The sequence below is a fragment of the Streptomyces viridosporus genome (genome assembly GCF_002078235.1).
GTDB lineage: Bacteria > Actinomycetota > Actinomycetes > Streptomycetales > Streptomycetaceae > Streptomyces > Streptomyces viridosporus.
Genome location: NZ_MSGP01000104.1, coordinates 1 through 19450, shown reverse-complemented (window position 1 = coordinate 19450; position 19450 = coordinate 1). Strand labels below are relative to the sequence as shown.

The following is a 19450-nucleotide window of genomic DNA, read 5'->3' as shown; positions in this document are numbered from 1 at the left end:
GGGGGTCGTTGTCGTGGTATGGGGAGACCGGAGGGGATCGAGGCCGTCCTGGCGGCGAAGTTCGAGACATTGTTGCCGCACCTGGACGAGCGTCAGCGCCGTCTGGCCATAGGGGCGGAGGCGCGGTCGCTGGGGCATGGCGGGATCAAACTCGTCGCCCGTGCGGCCGGGGTCCGGGAGGGTACGGTCTCGCGCGGGGTGGCTGAACTGGAGTCCGGCCAGGACCCATTGGGTCGGGTCCGCCGGGCGGGCGGAGGCCGGAAGAAGGCAACCGAGCTCGACCCGGGGCTGCGGCCCGCGCTGCTGGCGCTGGTCGAGCCCGACGGACGGGACGACCCGATGTCGCCACTGCGCTGGACGACGAAGTCGACCCGGAACCTGGCAGCGGAACCGACCCGGCAGGGCCACCGGGTCTCCGCCGACACGGTCGCCGGCCTGCTGCGGGAGGAAGGCTTCAGTCTGCAGGCCAACGCCAAGACCATTGAAGGCGCACGGCACCCGGACCGGGACGCCCAGTTTCGCTACCTCAACGAGCAGGCACGGGATCACCGGGACGCCGGAGATGCTGTGATCAGCGTGGACACCAAGAAGAAGGAACTGGTCGGCAACTACAAGAACGCCGGGCAGGAGTGGCGGTCCGCCGAGGAGCCCGTGAAGGTCAAGACGCATGACTTCCCCGGACAGGCCGAAAAGGCGATCCCGTACGGGATCTACGACGCGGCCGCGAACATCGGGTGGGTCAGCATCGGCACCGATCACGACACCGCGGCGTTCGCCGTCGCCTCAATCCGCCGCTGGTGGCAGGCCCGCGGCCGGCACGACTACCCCCGCGCTCGCCGACTGCTGATCACCGCCGATGCCGGGGGATCGAACGGCTACCGCACCCGCTGCTGGAAGACCCTGTACCGCTCGGAAAGTCATCGCTGCAGGTGCGTACCCATGTCCTGGAGCGTCGGTAGCGGCTGGGATGCTGTCGTGGTGATCGTCTCGCTGCTGTACAGGGTGACCCGGGAGCTGCCGGCCGTCCCCGGCATACTGCTGCGCCGCGACACCACGAAGGAAGCTGAACTGTTCGTGCTGCGGCACGAGAACACGCTCCTGCGCCGCCAACTCGCAGGGCCGGTGCGCTACGAGCCGGCCGACCGGTTCTGGTTTGCTGCCCTGTCCTCGCTGATACCGCGCCGTCGCTGGGCGCAGGTCTTCCCGGTCCAGCCCGGCATCGTACTGGCCTGGCACCGCAGGCTGATCGCGAAGAAGTGGGACTATTCCAAGCGCCGCGGCCGCACCGGCCGACCCCCGACCCCGGCCGCGCTGAAGAAGCTCGTCCTGCGCCTGGCCGAGGAGAATCCGAGGTGGGGCCATCGCCGGATTCAGGGCGAGCCGGCCCGGCCGGGGCACCCGATCTCACCGTCCACCGTCTGGCAGATCCTCAACGCTGCGGGCACCGGCCCGGCCCCACGCCGTTCCGGCCCCGGCCGGCGCACGTTCCTCACTGCCCGGGCCGAGGGGATCATTGCCGCGGACTTCTCCCACCTCGACACCGTCCTGGGCAAGCGCCTGTATGTGCCGGCGTTCCTCGAGCACGGCACCCGGCGCCTGCACCTGACCGGCGTTACCGCCCACCCGACCGGCCAGTGGGCGGTGCAGCAGGCGCGCAACCTCGCCGCTGACTTCGGCACACGGATGGAGTCCCTGCGTCTCATGCTGCGCGACCGCGACACCAAGTACACCGGGGCCTTCGACGCCGTCTTCCCGTCAGAGGACGTGGACGTGCTGCTCAGCGCGCCCCGGGCGCCGCGAAGGAACGCCCCCTGCGAGCGCGTGATCGGCACGATCCGCCGGGAAGCCCTGGACCACGTGCTGATCGTGAACGAGGCCCATGCGCGTCGCGTCCTCGACCGGTACCAAGATCACTACAACGGGCACCGGCCTCACCAGGCCCGGGACCAACTCCCGCCCGACATGAGCGAGGAACCCGCCGCCGAACGCCGGCACGGCCATCCCGGCAAACTCCTACGCACCCGCATCCTCGGCGGAGCGATCAACGAGTACCGATATGCGGCTTGACCAGCAGCAATGACTTTCCAAGCGGCACAGGCACGACGAGAACCCGCCCGGGCGACAGAACCGGGCGGAGGCGGTCACACGCGGCCGGGCTCCGGCCCTTCGGCCGAGTCCGGCCGCGCGGTGTCTCCTCGTATCACCGCGTACCGCACCGCGTCCCGCCACTGCCCGTCGCGGAACCCCACGGCGCGCATCACGCCTTCGCGGGTGAACCCGGCCTTCTCCAGGGATCGTTGCTCGGCGACGTTGCCAGTCTCGGTGTCCGCTTCGAGCCGTACGACGGGAGAGTGCGCGAATAGGTAGTCGACCAGGAGGCGCTGCGCGGCGGTGCCGATGCCCCGGCCGCGCGACGGCCGCAGTTGCGCGCCGACGTTCCAGTACGGGGTGCGCCCCGCGCTGGTCCGGCGCCAGGCGACGATGCCGAGCGCGCCGCCGCTGAACATGCCGGCACCTCAGAAGATCTGAATAGATGTGATGTTCGGTGGCCGGTTGGGGTAGGTCACGATGTTCCAGCGACTGATCCTGATGGAAGTGCCGTTGGCATCGTTCATCTGGATGTCGTTGTTCCCTGTGGAGATCTTGTCCACCCAGGCGCCAGCTCCGAGTCCCATGGTTCCCGCGTTGGCGGCGCAGAATTCGAAGGGCCCGGAAGGGCCGACAATGAGCGGACGACTGTAATGGCCCCATATGTGCAACAAGTCGCCAGTAGTGCAAGGTGTCTGATTCATGGCGAGCGCGGTATTCGCCGGAGTTGCAAGGTTGAGGCCTGCGGTCAGTAACGCTACAGCGAACAGGCGCTGGGCGGTTTTCCTGATGGTGGGCACGATGTGATATCTCCTTGAGGGTTGGGGCCACGCTGCATGAGCCAGGGTTGCTTCCGAACGATGAGGCAACTGCCCGGTCGGGCCTGACAGTCGGCCCTTCTGCGTTTCAATCCTGGCGCAGCGCTGTGTCGGCCAGGAACGACGCGCGGGGTTTGTTGTCTTCCCGTTACGCGGACCCCTGTGCCCGCGCGTTCTGCACCGCTGTGGACGTGGGAGCCGGGGCCAACCTGTGCCGCTCGAAAAGTCATCGTCGCCGGTCAAGCGATACAGCGGTACTCGCTGATCACGCCGCCGAGGATCTGGGTCCGCAGCACTGCACTGTGGCATCGGGCCGTTCCTCGGCATCAGGCGGTAGTTGCTGTCGGGCCTGGTGAGGTCGGTGGGTGTTGTAGTGCCGCCGGTAGGCGGCCAGGACCTGGCGGGCGTGGGCCTCGTTCACCATCAGGACGTGGTCGGGCATCTCGCGCCGGATGCTGCCGATGATCCTCTCGCCGTGGGCGTTCATCCGAGGAACCCGCGGGGCATTCAAGATCACCTCCAGCTCCTCGGCCTCGAAGACCGTGTCGAACGCCGCACCGTACGTGCCGTCGCGCTCCCGCAGCAGGAACCGCAGAGACTCCATGCGCCTGCTCAGGTCGGCGGCGAGATTCCGCGCCTGTTGCCCGGCCCACTCCCGGGTGGGCCGGGCGGTGACCTGCGGTGATGTGCAGGCGCCTGGTGGCGTGCTCGAGGAACACCCGTGCGGACAGCCTCGTGCCGAGCGCGGTACCGGGGTGGAAGAAGTCTGCCGCGGTGATCCCCTCGGCCCGGGCGGCCAGGAACTCGCGCCAGGTCGGACCCGGCACGACGCGGCGCCGGGCCGGTGCCCGCGGCGTTGAGGAGCTCCCAGACCGTCGAGGCAGCGATCCGATGCCCGAGTCCCCTGGGATCCGCCGGTGCCCCCGCCGCGGGTTCTCCTGGGCCGGCCGCAGAACAAGCGTCTTGATCGCCCCTCGGGTGGGCGGGCGTCCGGTGCGTCGGCGTGCGGGGTAACCCCACCTGGCAGCGACGAACCTGCGGTGCCGGGCGAGCAAGGCGCCTGGGGTGACCGGGAAGACCTCGCGCCGGCGTCGCCGGGGTATCAGCCCGGAGAGGGCAGCGCACCGGAACCGGTCGGCCGGCTCGGAGCGGACCGGGCCGGCACTGCCGGCGCAGGACGGCGTTCTCATGCCGCAGCACGAGCAGCTCGGCGCCCCTCGCGGTGTCACGGCGCAGAGACACGATCACGCGGACATGATCCCAGGACCGAACCGCACCACTCCCACCTGCGCCGATGACTTTTCGAGCGGCACAGGAACCGGGAGTCCTCGGCGCGGGTGGCGTAGTGCCTGAACCAGTCCGGCTCAGCGATCCGGACCAGCCAGTCCGGAGCGGCAACGGCAAGCGCATTCAGCGCGGCACGCAGAGTCTCGGCGACCAGCTCCAGCTGACACAACTCTCGCGCTGATGACAGCACGTGCGTGGAGTCGGTCCGAGCCTTTCCTCCACCGGCGAGCAGTCCCTTGTCCCGGGCAGCGGCCAGGATTCCGTCCAGTACGCGCCGTCCGGCATCCGCCTCGACCAAGCGGTCCCTGAACTCCGACAGCACCGAAAAATCGAAACCGGCGTCATCGAGGTCCAGCCCGAGCGCGTACTTGACGTCGATCCGAGCCCGTACCATCTCTGCGGCTTGCCGGTCGGTGTGGCCCTCCACAAACTGCAACACCAAGACCAGCGCCAGTCGGCCCGGCGCCCATGCCTGCCTGCCCCGTGTCGGGAACAGGTCGGCGAACTCCTCGTCCCGGAACAGCGGCCCCAGCTCATCACGGACCCGGATCGCCAGACCCCCTTTCGGGAACGCAGCCCTGGCCACCCGCACCGTCTCCGCCGGAATCTCCCCCAGATCCCGCGCCCGCATAGACACCGATACCCACCCCCCACGCAACAACGTCGGCCTCCAAGACCCGGTCGTGGTCTTGGAGGCCGACGTCACGCACGGCCCCGAATTAACCAACAGCGTCCCTTGTGGGGTGACCGGGACGCTTCCGCTCGGGCAACGGCGCTTGTGAAACCTAGCGGAGCTCAGGGTCACGTCATGGGCGTGAATTCGGGCAGGGTGAGGGCCGAATGGGCCGGCCGTCCCTCCTCGGAAGGGATGGCGTCGAGTTTGCGCAGCCTGTCGTTGCGTTCCGCCAGGGCCTGGGGCGTGGTCGGGAAGAGGGAGGCGCTGCCCTCGCCGACCAGAGCCTGGTTCGTGGTCACGAAGTCACGGGTGGAGTGTTCGTAGGCGGCGAAACTCGCGGCGTGGTCCCGGTCGGCCAGGGAACCGGCGAGCATGTACGCGCCGACGAGGGCGAGGCTGGTGCCCTGTCCGGTGAGGAACGACGGCGCCCATGCGGCGTCGCCCACCAGCGCGACCCTGCCGTTGGACCAGCGGGGCATGCGGATCTGGCTGACCGCGTCGAAGAACACGTCGTCCGCGTCGCGCAGGGCGGCCAGCATGCCCGGGACCTCCCATCCGGCGTCGGCGAAGACCGTGGCGAGCAGGTCACGCTGGGCTTGCGGATCCGGGAACGCGTCGAACGGCGGTTTCGGCTGTGCGAAGTTCAGGAAGGCGTGCACTTCGTCGTCGTCCCCCACGGCGTAGAGGGCCGCGGCCCTGCCCGGAGAGTTCCACATCACGGTCTCGTGGGAGAGCCCGAAGGTGTTGCGCATGGTGAACACGGCGAAGCAGTAGCCGAGGTAGTGGTGGAACTGCTCTTCGGGGCCGAACACCATTTCCCGGGTACGCGAGTGCATGCCGTCCGCGCCGAAGACCAGGTCGAAGGTACGCCGGCCGCCCTCGCGGAAGGTGACGTCCACTCCGTGGCCGGACTGGTCGAGGGTGTCGATGGAATCGTTGAACACGAACTCCACGTCGTCACGGACCGCCGTGTAGAGAGCGTCGGTGAGGTCCCCGCGCCGCACCTCCAGGTCCCGCCCCTCTACACCGCCGGTGACGCTGTGCGGGTGGAGCGAGGCCACCTCCCTGCCGTCCCCTTCGAGGAAGGTGAGCCGGCGCAGGTCGATGTGCGCCTCCCGCAGCCGCGGCAGGATCCCCATCCTCCGGACGACTTCCAGCGCGGTGCCGCGCACGTCGATGGGGTAGCCACCGCTGCGCGGCGCGCCCGCCTTCTCCACCACCGTGACCGCGTATCCGTAGCGGTTCAGCCAGAACGCGAGGACGGGACCGGAGATGCCGGCCCCGGATATCAGGACCTTGGGCCTCGGCGTGGTATGAGCATCCGTCAGCTGGTCGGTGAAGGTCATTCCTTGACTCCTTTGCTCATGGTTCGGACGACAAGCAGGGAGAGCACCGCGACGACGCCGGCGATGAGGAAGCCGGTACTGAAGGCCGATTCGGCCGGGACCTCGGACCCGGAGAGGGTTCCCGAGGTGAGGAGCGTGCCGCCGAGCATCCCGCCCACGGCGAAGCCCAGCACGCGCGTCACCAGGACCAGACTGGTGGCGATGCCGGTGTCGCCTTCATCGACGGAAGAGGCGATGCTGGTCACCACGGCCGTGACGCACAGGCCGTTGGCGAGCGCGATCAGCGCCTTGCCGACGGCGATGTGCCAGACCTCGGAGTGTGCGGCCGCCAGCGCTAGCAGGGCGGCGGCCATGAGGACGGCCGCGGTGGCGACCACGGCACGCGGGCCGAAGCGCCGCTCCCCGATTCCGCCGAGCGGCCCGGCCAGCGTTGCGGCGACGGCGCCGGGCAGGAGGACGAAGCCGATCTCGGTGGCGCCGAGCCCGAAACCGTATCCGTCGCCCGACACGTCGAGCAGCTGCGGGACGAGATAGACCCCCATCGCGGTGCCGAGGCATATCACGAACGTCACCACACACGACTTCCAGATCACCGGCCGTGCCAGCATGCGCAGATCGACCATCGGCGCGGCCGCGCGACGTTCAACGGCTACCCATCCGGCCATGAAGGAGGCCAGCACCGCGATGAGGGCGACGAACACGAGTGGCTGCGAGCCCGCCTCGGGCGCGAGCGCGAACACGAGCAGGAGGGTGACCAGGATCCCGCTCAGGAGAAGCAGGCCGGGCCAGTCGAGCCCGGCGTCGCCCGACCGGCCCGGCGGATCGGACGGCATCAGCCTGTTCACCAGCAGGGTGAATCCGATGACCGCGAAGGTCGGCACCGCGAACATCCAGTGCCGGGAGAACGCTTCCGCCACGGGCCCGGCCGCCAGCAGGCCCACCATCGAGCCGCCCACGAACATTCCGCTGACCAGCCCGATGGCGGCCTTCGACGCTCCGGAGGGGAGGTGTTTACGCACCACGATGAACGACAGGGGCAGTGCGCCCACCATCGCCCCCTGAAGAATCTGGCCGAGCAGCAGGACCGGCAGGTTGGGCGCCAGGGCGGACACCAGGCCGCCGACCGACACCACGGCCATCAGCCGGATCAGGACGCGCTTTCCGCCGTAGCGGTCGCCGAGCTTGCCCGCGAACGGTGTGATGAGCGTGCCGGTGATGGCGAGCACGATGTTGAGGAGCGCCCCTTCGGACGGGCTCATGTCCAGCTCGCGTTGCAGGAGCGGGAGCGTCGGCGCCACGACCGACTCCAGGGCGCCGGTGGACACCACCAGCAGGCCGAGGGCCGCGACAGCCGCTTTCCCCATGCGGACCGGAGAGGCCAGGGTTGTGGTCATAAGAGTCCTTTTCGTTGGTGCCGGACGAGTAGGGGTCCGGCCGCCCGGGTGGTGCTTCCGCCCGCCCCGGCCCCCGACGGCTCCGGCGGGGAACCGCTCTTCGGGGACATGGCCGGTCGGTCTGCCGCCGCGCGGTCGGCGAAGTGGGCGGACGCGTGGCCGAGGCCGCTCACGGCGAGCGCGACGAGCGCTGCTGCCGCCGCGAGACCTTCGTGCACCCGGCACAGCGCGGCGCCGGTGAGCGCTCCGGTGATGATGAGCGCGACGGCCGCCGTCCGCCGCCGGGTCCCTTGAGGGCGGGCCGCTCCCAGCCGGGAGTCCGCCGCGAGCCCGGTCAGGGTGGAGGTGACCACCACGGTGGTGACGTCCCTGACCGCCAGGTGGCGGGCCGTCGCCGCCTGTACCCCCATGGCCAGGGCGAGTGGCGACGCCATCAGGGCGCGGGCGCCAGGGGTGGCCACCCCGACGGCGGCGAGTCCGAGCACCGTGGCGGCCAGGACGAGAGCGACACCGCCCCTGTGCGGGCCCTACGACCTGCGCCGCAGCGCTGCCCGCGCCGGCAGCGTCACCGCGAGCAGGGCCAGACCTACACCGACGGCCGCGAAGAAGCCGTACAGCAGCGGGGGCGCATAGGGCACCTCGCCGGTCATGCCGCGCATCATCGGGATCAGCGTGGCCGCGGCGATCGCGGACCCGATGACCACGCCCGCCGCGGAGACCAGCAGGCTCTCCCAGCCGAGCATCGTCAGGACCTGGCGCCGGGTCGAGCCGACCAGGCGCAGGGTGCCCAGTTCGCGGCGGCGGTCCAGGACCGTCATCACCAGGGTGTTGACGGCGGCGATGGCGGCGAAGCCGCCGAGGACCGCCGCCATGGTGTTGTTCATCCAGGCGCCCAGCTTCGCGTCCAGGCTCTTCTCGGTCGCGTAGCCGGAGGCGTCGGTGACCTTGCCCAATGCAGTGAGTGACTTCTCCGATCCGCCGCGGACCAGCAGCGTGCTGTCGAAGCCCGAGGTGACGTGGCCGGCGAGGGACTCCCGGTTCATGGTCACCGTGGCCAGGCCGAGGCCACGGCCGTAGACCGCGACAACCTCGGGGCGGGCCTCGGTGCCGTCCGGGAGGTAGAGCGGCAGCCGGTCGCCGACGCCGACGTCCGCCGAGTTCGCCAGGGTCTTGTCGATGGCGATACGACCCTCGCCGAGCCCACTGAGGCTGCCTTCGCGTACGTCCAGGTCCTGCACCTTCGCGAGTTCGGCACCCGAGCCGCTGACGCCCTGCGTCACCGCGCCCTGGAGCGACTTGAACTCGCCGGAGCCGATCGGCACCAGCACCCGGGTGTTCAGCAGGCCGACGGCCGCCTCCACGCCCGGCGCTCGGGCGGCCCGCGCCGCCGCGTCCACGGGAAGCCCGGCCGGGTCCGTGACCACGTGGTCTGCGGTGATACCCGCGCGCAACTGCTTGTCGGCGGCCCGGGTCTCGCTCGTGTGCATGAAGACGAGGGTCGAGGCGAAGGCCATGGCGAGCACGATCGGGGTGATCGCGGAGGCGAGGCGGCGGGCGTTGGTACGGGAGTTGGCGGCCGCAAGCTGGGCGGCCGGGCCCGCGCCGCGCAGCGGGAGGCCGAAGAGCCCCGCGCACAGCCGCGCCACCAGCGGACCGAGCAGCGCGACGGCGAGCATGAAGAGCATGACGACGCCCAGAGCGGCCCCGGCCGCGTCGTCCCCCGAGGAGCTGGCGGAGACGCCGGTGAGGACTCCCCCGCCGACGAGGGCGCCGATGCCCAGCATCGTACGGATCAGGCCGGGCCGCAGCCGCTCCACCGACGCCTCGGCGAGCGCCTGTCCCGGCTTGATCCTGGCGGGCCGCCGACCGGCCACCCATCCGGCGCCGAGCGCGGTGAGCAGTCCGATGCCGACGGCGGCGAGGAGAGGCAGCGCGGACACGTGCAGGTCCACGGCCTGCGGGATGACGCCGCGGTCCTGCAACTGCCCGAACCACCAGTGCGCGAGCCCGATACCGGGCAGGCAGCCGAGGATACCGGCGAGCGGAGCGATGAGCAGTGACTCGGAGGCGACCGCCCGTCGGACCTGCCGCGGGGTCGCGCCGACGGCACGCAGCAGCGCGAACTCGCGGGCTCGCTGAGACACGGACAGGGCCACGGTCCCTGCCGCGGTGAGGACCGCGACGATGGCGGCGATGCCGCCGAAGGAACCGCCGATTCCGAACAGTGTGTCCTTGGCGTAGCCCAGCTCGGGGTCCTCGACAGCGCCGCGGTCGTCGCCGACGTGCACCTGGGCGCCGGAACCGGCGAGAGCCTTCTTCACCGAGTCGGCGAGCGCGCCGGCATCGGTGCCGTCCTGCGCCAGCACGGCGATGGCGTCGGCCTTGCCGGGGTGTCCGGCCAGCACGGGCGCCTGGGAGTCGGCGAACCAGGCCAGGGGTCCGGCGCTGCGGGCGGTGTCCGCCGTTCCGGCCCGGGCGACGCCGGCGATGCGGAAGGCCTGCTGACCTGCGGCGGTCTGCAGTACGACGGTGTCGCCGACCGCGGCCTTCACGGCGCGGGCCGTACCCGCGTCGAGCACGACCTCGCCTCCGCGGGGCGCGGCGCCCGCGGTCAGCGCCGTACCGGTGAATGTGTGGGCCCCCCATCCGTGCGCGGTGAGCAGATCACCAGGAAGGCGCAGTTCGCCTTCGTGCGCCACGCGCACCGGGAAGGTGAAGTCCGGGACGGCGGTGGCCGCGCCCGGTGCCTTCGCTGCCTTGGCCGCCAGTCCCGCGTCGAGCCGGGCGGTGTCCGGCAGCGGGGTGGCCTCCCTCTCCTGGTCCTCGCCGCTGCCCGTGACGACGTACTCGTACTGGTCCGCCACCGCAACAACCGGCGCCTTCGCATACCGCTCCGCCGGCACTGACGCGCGCAGGCTGGTCTCCAACAGAATTCCGCAGGCCGCGACGATCAGTGCGGACATCAAGAGCGCGAGGAAGGTCCCCGCGAAGGACGCGGGCTTGAAGCGGACGGCCTCACGGGCGAGTCCATTGGGGCGCCTCATGCCGCGGCACCTGCCATCGCGCCCGTGCGGGAGGTGAACACGGCCATCCGTGCCGCGATCTGTTCCGCCGAACCCCGTTCGAGGTGGTCGGCGAAGGCGCCGTCGGCGAGGAACAGCGCGCGGTCCGCCCAGGCTGCCGCGACCGGATCGTGGGTGACCATGACGACGGTGGCGCCGAGGGTGTCCACCGCGTTCCGCAGCAGGCCGAGGACCTCGGTGGCGGTGCCGGTGTCGAGGGCGCCGGTCGGCTCGTCGGCGAAGATCACGTCCGGGCTGGTGACCAGGGCGCGGGCGATGGCCACGCGCTGCTGCTGGCCTCCGGAGAGCTCGCCGGGCCGGCGCCGGGCCTTGTCGGCGAGCCCGACCTGCGCGAGGACCTCGGCCGCCCGGCGGCGGTCCTGGCGCCGTCCGGCCAGGCGCATGGGCAGCAGGACGTTCTGCTCCACGGTCAGTGAGGGCAGCAGGTTGAACGCCTGGAAGACGAAGCCGAGGCGGCTGCGGCGCAGCTCGGTGAGCTCGTCCTCGCTCATGCCGGTGATCTCCGTACCGCCCAGGGCCACCAGCCCCGACGTGGGCCTGTCGAGCCCGGCGGCACACTGCAGGAAGGTGGATTTGCCGGACCCGGACGGGCCCATGACCGCGGTGAACGTTCCCCGGGCGAGGGCCAGGTCGACACCTGCGAGGGCATGTACTGTCCCCGCGCCACGGCCGTACTGCCGCTGAACACCGCGCAGTTCGACGGCGAGATCGGATGTGGTGGTGGCCGGTGCCTCCGGTCGGTCTTCCGCCTGCTGCCGCCTGGCGCTGCGTAGCCTCATGTTCCGCCCTTTCGCGATCTCTTCGTACCGACGGACCAGAGAGTGCGGGGACGGCTGCGCGTCGGGCGTCATACCCGGGAGCCAAACTGGAGGTGCTACCCCGGTAGGGGGTGGAGGGGCAGACCCGTCGGCCTACTCACCCGGGGTGACCAGGCCGGATTCGTAGGCGAAGACGACCGCCTGGGCGCGGTCGCGCAGGTCGAGTTTGGTGAGGACGCGGCTGACGTGTGTCTTCACGGTCTGTTCCGCCAGGACCAGTGTCTGCGCGATCTCGGTGTTGGACCGGCCGCGGGCGACGAGAGTGAGGACCTCCGTCTCGCGTTCCGTCAGCGCCTTCAGCCTCAGCGCGGGCTTGACCCGGGCGGCGGGGCGCTGGCGGGCGAAGTCGGCGATGAGGCGGCGCGTGACGGAGGGGGCGAGCAGCGCGTCGCCCGAGGCCACAACACGGACCGCGGCGATCAGGTCGGCCGGCGGGGCGTCCTTCAGCAGGAAGCCACTCGCGCCCGCCCGCAGCGCCTCGTAGACGTAATCGTCGACGTCGAAGGTGGTGAGCATCAGCACGCGTGGCCGGTGGGTCACGCCCGGCGGGGGCGTAAGGAGGCGGCGGGCGGCTTCGAGGCCGTCCATCTCGGGCATGCGGACGTCCATCAGCACGACGTCGGGACGGGTGCGCCGGCTCAGCTCGACACCCTGCACGCCGTCGGGGGCCTCGCCCACCACGTCGATGTCGCTCTGCGCGGCCAGCAACGCGGCGAAGCCGGCCCGCACCATGGCCTGGTCGTCGACGATGATGACGCGCGTCGTCACGTGACATCCCTTTCAGTCAGGGGGAGTTGGGCGGCGACCCGAAAACCGCCGCCCGGCAGCGGCCCCACGTCAAGGGTGCCGCCGATGATCCGAACCCGCTCACGCATCCCGACCAGACCATGCCCGGTCCCGCCCTCCTCCAGCGGCCCGGCAGGCGCCTGGGGCGGCGGACCGTTGACGACAAGCACGGTGAGCCGGTCCCCGTCCTGCGACACCGACACCTGGGTAGGGGCACCGGGTGCGTGCCGTACGACGTTCGCGAGTGCCTCCTGGACGATGCGGTACGCGGACAGCCCCACCGCCTCGGGCACCTCGGCGTCGCAGTCAGTGAACGTCACCGGCGTGCCCGCTCTTGCCGTCGCCTCCACGAGCTGTCCGATCCGGGTCAGGTCCGGCTGGGGCGCGAGCTCGCCGTGCGTCTCCTCGTTCCGCAGCACACCGAGGAGCCGGCGCATCTCACTCAGCGACTCACGCGCCGTCGCCGCGATCGACGTCAGCTCTTCCTGCGCATCCGGCGGCAGCCGCTCAAGACGATACGCCGCGGTGTCCGCCTGCACCGTGATCACGGACATGTGGTGCGCCACCACATCGTGCAGCTCACGCGCGATGCGGGCGCGTTCCTCCAGCAGCATCCGACGCTCACGCTCCGCCTCACTGATCGTCTCCTGCTCGGCCAGCCTGCGCTGCACCTCGTAACGCTCTCGGAGCGCACCGCCGAGCAAAAGCGTGACGCCACCGAGAATGGTGAGCAGAACACTCATCGCGTCCGTGCCGTGCGGCGCGGCGAACCCCAGCCCGACGTTCACGCCCGCCGTCGCCAGCCACACCAGCAGCAGCGTCCGGCGCGACTCACGCAGGCCGAGGGCGAGGCAGAGGCCGACGTACCCGACGATCTCCATGGGCGGGAACGGCCACAAAAGCCGCTCCTCGAAGTCCACACCGAGCAGAACCAGCGCCCCCGCCAGATCCGCCGCGAAGATCACAAACCAGGCTCGCAGCGGGCGGACGACAGCGAGCAGCAGCGGCGCCGCCTGCGCAACGGCCAGCGCACTCGCCACGGCACCGTTCAGGCCGTAATCGGCGGTGAGGACCACGATGGTCGTGGGCAGCAGGGCGACACACAGCACGAACGCCACACCCCACGGCAACAGCCGCACCCACCGACGCGACGCCCCCGCGAGCAGCGCACGTGGGCGTTCTTTCACTGAGGTCATGAGCCCCACTTTCTTATGCGCGACGAGAGGGCGTCAGGAGACGAGCAGTCACCAGACGGATCCAACGCAACCGTAGTCACCTCTCACCAGTTGCGTCGGTGCTCAGTTGTCGGCGTGGAGCGGTTCGCCCACTTCGTGCATGTGGCGCAGGGCCTGGCGGTAGGAGTCGACGAGACCGGTCTCCGTGTAGGGGATGCCGAGGTCACGGCAGTGGGCCTTCACCATGGACTGGGCGAGTCTCAAGTGGGGACGGGCATGCTGGGGAACAGGTGGTGCTCGATCTGGTAGTTGAGCCGCCGAGGAGTCAGTCGGTGGGGACACTGCCCTTGATGTTGCGGGACGTGAGCACCTGGTGTCGCAGGTGTCCCCACTTGTCGCCGCCCGGATCGGACATGTCCATCCCCTTGTGGTTGGGCGCGAAGGCTGAGGTTCCCCCGGGACGCGGGGAATGATGTCAGAAGGTCAGGTAGGACTCACAGAGAGGAGCCCTGCTGATGCCTGCCCCGAGGAAGTACCCGCTGGAGTTGCGTGAGTGCGCGGTGCGGATGTATCGCATGTCGGAGCCGAAGCCTGTGATCCGTCGCATGGCCGAGGATATCGGTGTCCATCACGAGGCCCTGCGCGGGTGGATCCGCCAGGCCGAGGCCGACGCCGGCGAACGCGACGACCTGCTCACCAGCGACGAACGCGCCGAGCCGGCCGCGCTGCGCAAGGAGAACACCCAGCTCAAGCGGTCCAACGAGATCCTGCGGACGGCCTCGGCTTTTTTCGCGGCACAGCTCGACCCGACCGGCCCAGGTGACCGCGCTCCTCGACGAGCACGAGAACCTGGAGGTCGAGCCCACCCTCCGGGAACTGCACATTCCCTCCTCCACCTACTACCGCTGGCGCCGGGCGAAGAGACAGCCGTGCGAACGGCGCCGCCGGGACACCGAACTGACCAGGCAGATCCAGCAGATCCACGCCGACTCCGGTGGAATCTACGGCTCTCCCCGCGTCCATGCCGTCCTCAAACGACAGGACGTTCACGTCGGCCGGAAAAGGGTCGAGCGGCTCATGCGCGAAGCCGGCCTCGCGGGGATCAGCCCGCGCCGGCACGGCAAGGGCTTCACCCGTCACGACCCGGACGCCGACCCAGCCCCCGACCTGGTGCAACGCAACTTCACCGCCGAATGTGAGACAGAGCCGTTGAGTTGACAGACCCGCGGGATGTGGCCGGGCCGGGAATCTGAATAGTCGGAGACCTGGTGTCGTCAGTGGGCGGCTGAAGCGTGGGGAGCCGGCGGGCACGGTCTCCTCGTCGGCCGGCGCTGTACGGGGTCAGCCGGTCTTGGTGGTGAAGGGGCCGTTGTTCGCGAACACGAGCTTGGCGAAGTTCTCGCCGATGCGGCGGTGCCCTTCGGGGCTGGGGTGGATTGCGTCCGGCAGCGGGAACTCGGCGTGGTCGCTCTCGCCGTAGAGGTCGAGTCCGTCAAGGTAGTGGAGGTTCGAGTCCTCGGCGGCTCGCTGCTTGACGATGTCGGCGAGTACATCGCGGATGATCGTGAGCGTCAGCCGTCCGGCGGCGGTTTCGGCCGGATCGCCGGTGGCCTTGAACTGGAGGGTTCCGGTTTCGAGGTCCGGCATGAGAGGGCCGGGGGTGTTTTCGTGGGTCGGGCACAGGACCGGCGACACGAGGAGCAGGGGTGTCGTCGGGTGGCCCTCGCGGATGGTGTCGAGGAAGCCGTGGATGGCCGGGGAGAAGGCGCGCAGGCGCATGGCGTCTGAGTCTCTCCGTCTTCAGGTCCGCCGGTGATGCGTTGGACGTCTTGTCCCGCTTTCGGGTCGAGTTCTACGAGTGTCTGCACGCCCGGGCGGACGCTCTCTTCGAGCTCACCGACGCGATCTTGTGCAAGGACGGACCTGTCCAAACCTTGGTCGATCTGAGTCTGGAGGCCGAGCACCGGCGTGGGCACGGGGCCCTCTACCAGGCGCTGAACACCGGCTGGGCCGAGCCGGCCCGGCTGCGGGGCCTGCCGGCGTCGCTGCCCGTGCCGCGTGCGGTCGACGGGCGGATCGTGCTGGCCGTGGACGTCTCCACGTGGTTGTGGCCGGACGCCGAGACCAGCCCTGACCGGCTGTTCTGCCACGTCTACGGGAGAGGCCGCAGCAAGGACCAGTTCATCCCCGGTTGGCCCTACTCCTTCGTCGCCGCGCTGGAGTCCGGCCGCACCTCTTGGTGCCGCCTCCTGGACGCGGTCCGGCTCGGCCCGGCCGACGACGCCGCCGCCGTCACCGCCTCCCAACTACGCGACGTAGTAGAGGGCTTGATCGCTGCGGGTCACCGGAGCAGGGGTGCCCCCGAGCTGCTGATCGTCGCTGACGCCGGCTACGACCTCGCCCGCCTGGCCCATCTGCTCGCCGGCCTGCCCGTGGAGGTATGCGGCAGGCTCCGCTCGGACCGCGTGCTGGCCCGGGACCCGGCCCCGCACGATGCCCGCCCCAGGCCGGGCCGCCCACGCATGCACGGTGCCCCGTTCGCGCTGGCCAGGCCCACCACCTGGGGAGACCCGCAGACTGAGACCCGGACCGACACCACGCGCCACGGCACCGCGACCGCCCGGGCATGGGACCGGCTCCACCCCCGGCTCACCCGCCGCTCAGCCTGGATCACCGACCAGAATGCCGAACTCCCCATCCTGCACGGGCTGATGGTTCGCCTGAGTGTCGAGCGCCTGCCCGGAGGACGGGATCCCGACCCGGTGTGGCTGTGGTCCTCCCGCCCCGGGGCAGGCCCGGGCCACGTCGACCAGCTATGGCGGGCCTACCTGCGCAGATTCGACCTGGAACACACCTTCCGCCTGTTGAAGCAGGCACTGGGCTGGACCGTGCCCAAGCTCAGGGCCCCGGCCAGCGCGGATCTGTGGACAACGCTGATCATCGCCGCACACACCCAGCTGCGGCTCGCCCGGCCGGCCGCAAAAGATCTGCGCCGCCCCTGGGAACGCCCTCTTCCCTCAGACAAGTTGACGCCCGTACGGGTCCGGCGGGGGTTTCGTAACATCCGCGCGAAGCCAGCCCGCCCAGCGGCTGCACCGAAACCCTCCCGCCCCGGCCCGGGACGCCCCCGCGGGTCGAGCAACCGTACGAGAGCATCCCGCTGCACGCCGGGAAAGACCGTCAAACGCGCCGAGTCACTCGGCCAGCACTACGGCCGCACAGGTTAAAGATCAAGCTGAGGGAGGTCTTCCTCGTGGGGTGCCTGCGGCCGGCGGTCCGCGCCCATGCGACGAACCCGTTCTCGCGAGCCGACCGGAGCCGAATGCGGGCGGCAGATTCCGGGAGCCGCGCACACGTGGGAACCGTGCGCAGAGGGCAGAGCGCAGGGGCGGAGCTGATCAGTTGGCCGACGTGTTCCGTGTCATCTCGGCTGCCTCGGTGATGGCGCGTTGTCTGAGATCGCCGAACAGCTGCATCGTGACGGCGGCCAGGACGTCGTCCCTGCCAACAGTCCGCCCGTCCCCGCGGCGGGTGGACAGGGCGAGGAGGGGGTCCTTGAGCAGCGGGGCCGGGGATGGCTCGCCCGGCACCACCAGACTGACCGTCCCGAACCGCTTGACCCCGCCCTCGCGGACGACCTTGGCCGCGTCCCGGGCGAGGTCCGTCAGGAACACGCTCGCGATTCCGTCCAGGTCGCGAACCATCGACGGGACCGCCCTCACCCCCCGGCTCCCCAGCAGCCTTCTCACCCCGGCCTCGAACCGGTGGGCGCCAGCGACACCACTCGGTGTACGCGCCCCGCGGCGCTCACGAAGAGACACGAGCGCACCATCGGCGTTGCGCACCTCGCCCATCAGGCCGTGGAAGGTCGGGCTGTGCAGGTACCACGCCGATCCCACCTCCACCTCGACGTTCCGGTCGATCGCCGAGATGAGGTCCTTGGGAATCAGCCTCTTCCTGGCCTCCTCGGCCGCCGCGCTTCTCGCGCCGTCGATGATCTCCGTCAGCACGGTCCGCGTCACTGACGCGGCGGCCCACGCGGCCGGCCGGGAGACGTGCAACGAGGTCACGTCCCTGAACACCGCTTTGACGAGCTGAGGCTTGAACGGCAGGTCGGTCACGACGGAAGCGGTCTGCGGACCGCTGCGCTCGGCGCGTAGGGGGTGTGTGGTCATCGAAGAATGTGCTTTCTGCTGTCGGAGGTGTCAGTGGCCCATGCCGCACCGGGCGGCGAGACCACAGAGCTCTGCGGAGGGCGCCGAGCCGGCACAGGGCCTGCTGGGCGGGGCCGTCGGCACACAGAGGTGCAGGCGGCCCCGACCGGATTCTCGGCGTTCCGGCGACCGGGCGTGCGGCAGGGGGTGCCACCCGGGCGACGCGCTGTGGTGCGGCGCCGTGCCGGTCAGGCGACCTGATACATGCCGACTTCCAGGAAGTGGCGCAGTGCTTCGGGTGTGTTGTCGTCGAGGGCGGCGTTGGCTGCCGCGCGCAGGGCCGGGCTGATGGACGGGTCGGCGAGGATGCGGGCGATGGCGACGCGGTCGTCCTCGGCCTGGGCGATCCGGTAGCCGGTCTCCAGCCAGACGCGCATCGCCTCGGGGTCATTGGCATCCAGGAGGGCGTTGGCTTCTCGTGTCACACGCCGGCCGCTGTCCGGGTCGGCGAGGATGCGGGCGATGGCCACCCTCAGGTCGTCGGCGTCCGGCTCGTCCGCGGACGAGGACACCGCGGGCACCGTCACCGCGGTCGGTGCCGCCGTGGCGGCGAAGGACGGGGTGGCGAGCAGGAGGGCCGGGACGAGGATGCCCGCGGCAATGCCGGGCGCTACGCGATGCAGTCGCAAGGGGAATGCTCCTCTTCGTTTGCTACGGAGGTGAGTTGAGGGCACCTCAGGGCGTTCACTTCGGTGATGCTGCCACCTGGGTCTGACAGTGACAGTTGCCCCGCTGCGGTCGCAGGGCACCGTTGCCGCGGACGTGGCCGGTGTTTCATGGCGGCGCGCCTTCGAGAAGGGCGGCCTTGAGCACGGCTCGTGGCTGTCGGGCATGATCGGGGCGAGACGATTCCTGGGCGCGGTCGTGGTGTGGTCCGAACGTGTGGTGGTGCGCGACGGGGTTCGGCTTGTGTGCCGGGACCGGGGCGGGCCGGGGAAGCCGGTCGTGCTGCTGCACGGCTTGGCCGGTCATGCGGGTGAGTGGGAGGTGGTGGCCTCGCGGCTGATTGCCCGGTATCGGGTCGTCACGGTCGATCAGCGCGGGCACGGCGCGAGCGAGCGTCATCCGCAGGCTGTCTCCCGGGCCGCCTATGTCGCCGACGTCGTCGCTACAGTCGAGCAACTCGGCCGGTACTGGTCGGCCAGTCGCTGGGCGGGCACACAGCCCTGCTCACCGCCGTCACCCGTCCCGCACTCGTCCGCGGGCTGGTGCTCGTCAAGGAGGCCGAGGCGTTCGCGGCCGGCCTGCCCGACGTCGCCGCGCAGCTGCACGCCGCGGACCCGGAGCTGTACCCGCGCACGATTTGGGCGGACTGGTTGTGCGGGGAGCACAAGCCGGGCCACCGGCGCCGTGTCCTGGACGAGTTCTCCACGGGGATCACTGCTGACGGCACGGTCGTGGAGAAGGCGTTCCTCGGGTCTGTTTGAACCGTTCCGGGTTTGATCGAGACTCTAGGTTGTGGCTGTGGCCTGGGGTTTCGTGGTTTCGCGGTAGTAGTTGGTCTCGTATTCGGCGGGTGGGATGTGCCCGATCTCACCGTGCAGCCGGCGGTGGCAGTACCAGTCGACCCATTCGGCGGTGGCCAGCTCGACCTCGGAGAGTGTCTTCCAGGGCCGACGGGGCTTGATCAACTCGGTTTTGAACAGGCCGATCGTGGACTCCATCAGGACCTAGCCAGGGGACGCCCCGCTTTAGCGGGGTGGGGAATGGCTTCTGCGTCCTGCTCTGGCCTCAGCTGGGTGCGCGGATCCGCAGTGTTCATCTG

Annotated in this window: 16 protein-coding genes and 6 pseudogenes; 6 read left to right on the top strand and 16 right to left on the bottom strand. The window is 70.3% G+C overall.

Annotated features, from left to right (window positions below; all coding sequences use genetic code 11):
* Positions 1-18: 18 nt before the first annotated feature.
* Both B7L92_RS07440 and B7L92_RS07435 read left to right on the top strand, forming a co-directional pair.
* Positions 19-897, top strand: a pseudogene (locus B7L92_RS07440) (ISAzo13 family transposase); the annotation flags it as partial.
* Positions 898-978: 81 nt separating this feature from the next.
* A complete protein-coding gene (locus tag B7L92_RS07435) occupies positions 979-2067 on the top strand; it encodes an integrase core domain-containing protein (RefSeq protein WP_081236667.1) in 1089 nt (362 codons plus the stop codon).
* Positions 2068-2141: 74 nt separating this feature from the next.
* Here B7L92_RS07435 and B7L92_RS07430 read toward each other — a convergent pair whose 3' ends face one another.
* The 12 genes and pseudogenes from B7L92_RS07430 to B7L92_RS07375 all read right to left on the bottom strand — a co-directional run.
* Positions 2142-2507, bottom strand: coding sequence for a GNAT family N-acetyltransferase (locus tag B7L92_RS07430; RefSeq protein WP_081236659.1), 366 nt, complete (start codon positions 2505-2507; stop codon positions 2142-2144).
* Positions 2508-2516: 9 nt separating this feature from the next.
* Positions 2517-2888, bottom strand: coding sequence for a beta/gamma crystallin domain-containing protein (locus tag B7L92_RS07425; RefSeq protein ID WP_255310801.1), 372 nt, complete (start codon positions 2886-2888; stop codon positions 2517-2519).
* 283 nt (positions 2889-3171) lie between these two features.
* Positions 3172-3510 (bottom strand): integrase core domain-containing protein, encoded by a 339-nt coding sequence (locus B7L92_RS43610; protein WP_368656231.1) that lies wholly within the window; start codon positions 3508-3510, stop codon positions 3172-3174.
* A gap of 711 nt (positions 3511-4221) precedes the next feature.
* Positions 4222-4830 (bottom strand): annotated as a pseudogene (locus tag B7L92_RS07415) (transposase); the annotation flags it as partial.
* Between the two features lie 164 nt (positions 4831-4994).
* Positions 4995-6215, bottom strand: coding sequence for an FAD-dependent monooxygenase (locus B7L92_RS07410; RefSeq protein WP_081236658.1), 1221 nt, complete (start codon positions 6213-6215; stop codon positions 4995-4997).
* A complete protein-coding gene (locus tag B7L92_RS07405; protein WP_081236657.1) occupies positions 6212-7609 on the bottom strand; it encodes an MFS transporter in 1398 nt (465 codons plus the stop codon). The genes B7L92_RS07410 and B7L92_RS07405 overlap by 4 nt, the downstream gene beginning before the upstream one ends.
* A complete protein-coding gene (locus tag B7L92_RS07400) occupies positions 7606-8094 on the bottom strand; it encodes a DUF1275 family protein (RefSeq protein WP_438363972.1) in 489 nt (162 codons plus the stop codon). Before B7L92_RS07400 ends, B7L92_RS07405 begins: the two co-directional genes overlap by 4 nt.
* A gap of 42 nt (positions 8095-8136) precedes the next feature.
* The gene (locus tag B7L92_RS07395) at positions 8137-10653 is read right to left on the bottom strand and encodes an FtsX-like permease family protein (protein ID WP_081236655.1); all 2517 of its coding nucleotides are present in this window, start codon (positions 10651-10653) and stop codon (positions 8137-8139) included.
* A complete protein-coding gene (locus B7L92_RS07390) occupies positions 10650-11471 on the bottom strand; it encodes an ABC transporter ATP-binding protein (protein WP_081236654.1) in 822 nt (273 codons plus the stop codon). The genes B7L92_RS07395 and B7L92_RS07390 overlap by 4 nt, the downstream gene beginning before the upstream one ends.
* A gap of 132 nt (positions 11472-11603) precedes the next feature.
* Positions 11604-12278 carry a response regulator gene (locus tag B7L92_RS07385; RefSeq protein WP_081236653.1) on the bottom strand — a complete coding sequence of 225 codons (675 nt, stop codon included), beginning with the start codon at positions 12276-12278 and terminating at the stop codon, positions 11604-11606.
* Positions 12275-13492, bottom strand: a complete 1218-nt coding sequence (locus B7L92_RS07380) for a sensor histidine kinase (protein ID WP_081236652.1) — start codon at positions 13490-13492, stop codon at positions 12275-12277. Before B7L92_RS07380 ends, B7L92_RS07385 begins: the two co-directional genes overlap by 4 nt.
* Positions 13493-13594: 102 nt before the next feature.
* Positions 13595-13916, bottom strand: a pseudogene (locus B7L92_RS07375) (fatty acid desaturase family protein); the annotation flags it as partial.
* A 70-nt stretch (positions 13917-13986) separates the two neighbouring features.
* Here B7L92_RS07375 and B7L92_RS43605 point away from each other — a divergent pair.
* Together B7L92_RS43605 and B7L92_RS07365 are read left to right on the top strand one after the other, a co-directional pair.
* A pseudogene (locus tag B7L92_RS43605) lies at positions 13987-14220 on the top strand (transposase); the annotation flags it as partial.
* 70 nt (positions 14221-14290) lie between these two features.
* Entirely contained in the window at positions 14291-14689 is a 399-nt protein-coding gene (locus B7L92_RS07365; protein ID WP_107501399.1) for an IS3 family transposase, read from the top strand.
* A gap of 123 nt (positions 14690-14812) precedes the next feature.
* On the opposite strand, the pseudogene B7L92_RS07360 reads toward B7L92_RS07365, so the two are convergent.
* Positions 14813-15262, bottom strand: a pseudogene (locus tag B7L92_RS07360) (SGNH/GDSL hydrolase family protein); the annotation flags it as partial.
* Here B7L92_RS07360 and B7L92_RS07355 point away from each other — a divergent pair.
* Positions 15256-16698, top strand: coding sequence for an NF041680 family putative transposase (locus tag B7L92_RS07355; protein ID WP_438363974.1), 1443 nt, complete (start codon positions 15256-15258; stop codon positions 16696-16698). The pseudogene B7L92_RS07360 and the gene B7L92_RS07355 sit on opposite strands and share 7 nt — an antisense overlap.
* A 171-nt stretch (positions 16699-16869) precedes the next feature.
* On the opposite strand, the gene B7L92_RS07350 is transcribed toward B7L92_RS07355, so the two are convergent.
* Both B7L92_RS07350 and B7L92_RS07345 read right to left on the bottom strand, forming a co-directional pair.
* Positions 16870-17646 (bottom strand): hypothetical protein, encoded by a 777-nt coding sequence (locus tag B7L92_RS07350; RefSeq protein ID WP_081236650.1) that lies wholly within the window; start codon positions 17644-17646, stop codon positions 16870-16872.
* Between the two features lie 227 nt (positions 17647-17873).
* Complete coding sequence (locus B7L92_RS07345) at positions 17874-18314, bottom strand: ALF repeat-containing protein (RefSeq protein WP_081236649.1); 441 nt, start codon at positions 18312-18314, stop codon at positions 17874-17876.
* A gap of 202 nt (positions 18315-18516) precedes the next feature.
* Here B7L92_RS07345 and B7L92_RS07340 point away from each other — a divergent pair, with 202 nt between their 5' ends.
* On the top strand, positions 18517-19128 hold the full coding sequence (locus B7L92_RS07340; RefSeq protein WP_438363973.1) for an alpha/beta fold hydrolase: 612 nt from the start codon (positions 18517-18519) through the stop codon (positions 19126-19128).
* An 8-nt stretch (positions 19129-19136) separates the two neighbouring features.
* Here B7L92_RS07340 and B7L92_RS07335 read toward each other — a convergent pair.
* Positions 19137-19352 (bottom strand): annotated as a pseudogene (locus tag B7L92_RS07335) (integrase core domain-containing protein); the annotation flags it as partial.
* Positions 19353-19450: the final 98 nt, after the last annotated feature.

Bases quoted from the DNA above. Each gene is read 5' to 3' on its own strand.
- B7L92_RS07405 (WP_081236657.1), bottom strand. From the start codon at position 7,609: ATGACCACAACCCTGGCCTCTCCGGTCCGCATGGGGAAAGCGGCTGTC.
- B7L92_RS07340 (WP_438363973.1), top strand. From the start codon at position 18,517: ATGATCGGGGCGAGACGATTCCTGGGCGCGGTCGTGGTGTGGTCCGAA.
- B7L92_RS07350 (WP_081236650.1), bottom strand. From the start codon at position 17,646: ATGACCACACACCCCCTACGCGCCGAGCGCAGCGGTCCGCAGACCGCT.
- B7L92_RS07410 (WP_081236658.1), bottom strand. From the start codon at position 6,215: ATGACCTTCACCGACCAGCTGACGGATGCTCATACCACGCCGAGGCCC.
- B7L92_RS07395 (WP_081236655.1), bottom strand. From the start codon at position 10,653: ATGAGGCGCCCCAATGGACTCGCCCGTGAGGCCGTCCGCTTCAAGCCC.
- B7L92_RS07380 (WP_081236652.1), bottom strand. From the start codon at position 13,492: ATGACCTCAGTGAAAGAACGCCCACGTGCGCTGCTCGCGGGGGCGTCG.
- B7L92_RS07390 (WP_081236654.1), bottom strand. From the start codon at position 11,471: ATGAGGCTACGCAGCGCCAGGCGGCAGCAGGCGGAAGACCGACCGGAG.
- B7L92_RS43610 (WP_368656231.1), bottom strand. From the start codon at position 3,510: ATGGAGTCTCTGCGGTTCCTGCTGCGGGAGCGCGACGGCACGTACGGT.
- B7L92_RS07430 (WP_081236659.1), bottom strand. From the start codon at position 2,507: ATGTTCAGCGGCGGCGCGCTCGGCATCGTCGCCTGGCGCCGGACCAGC.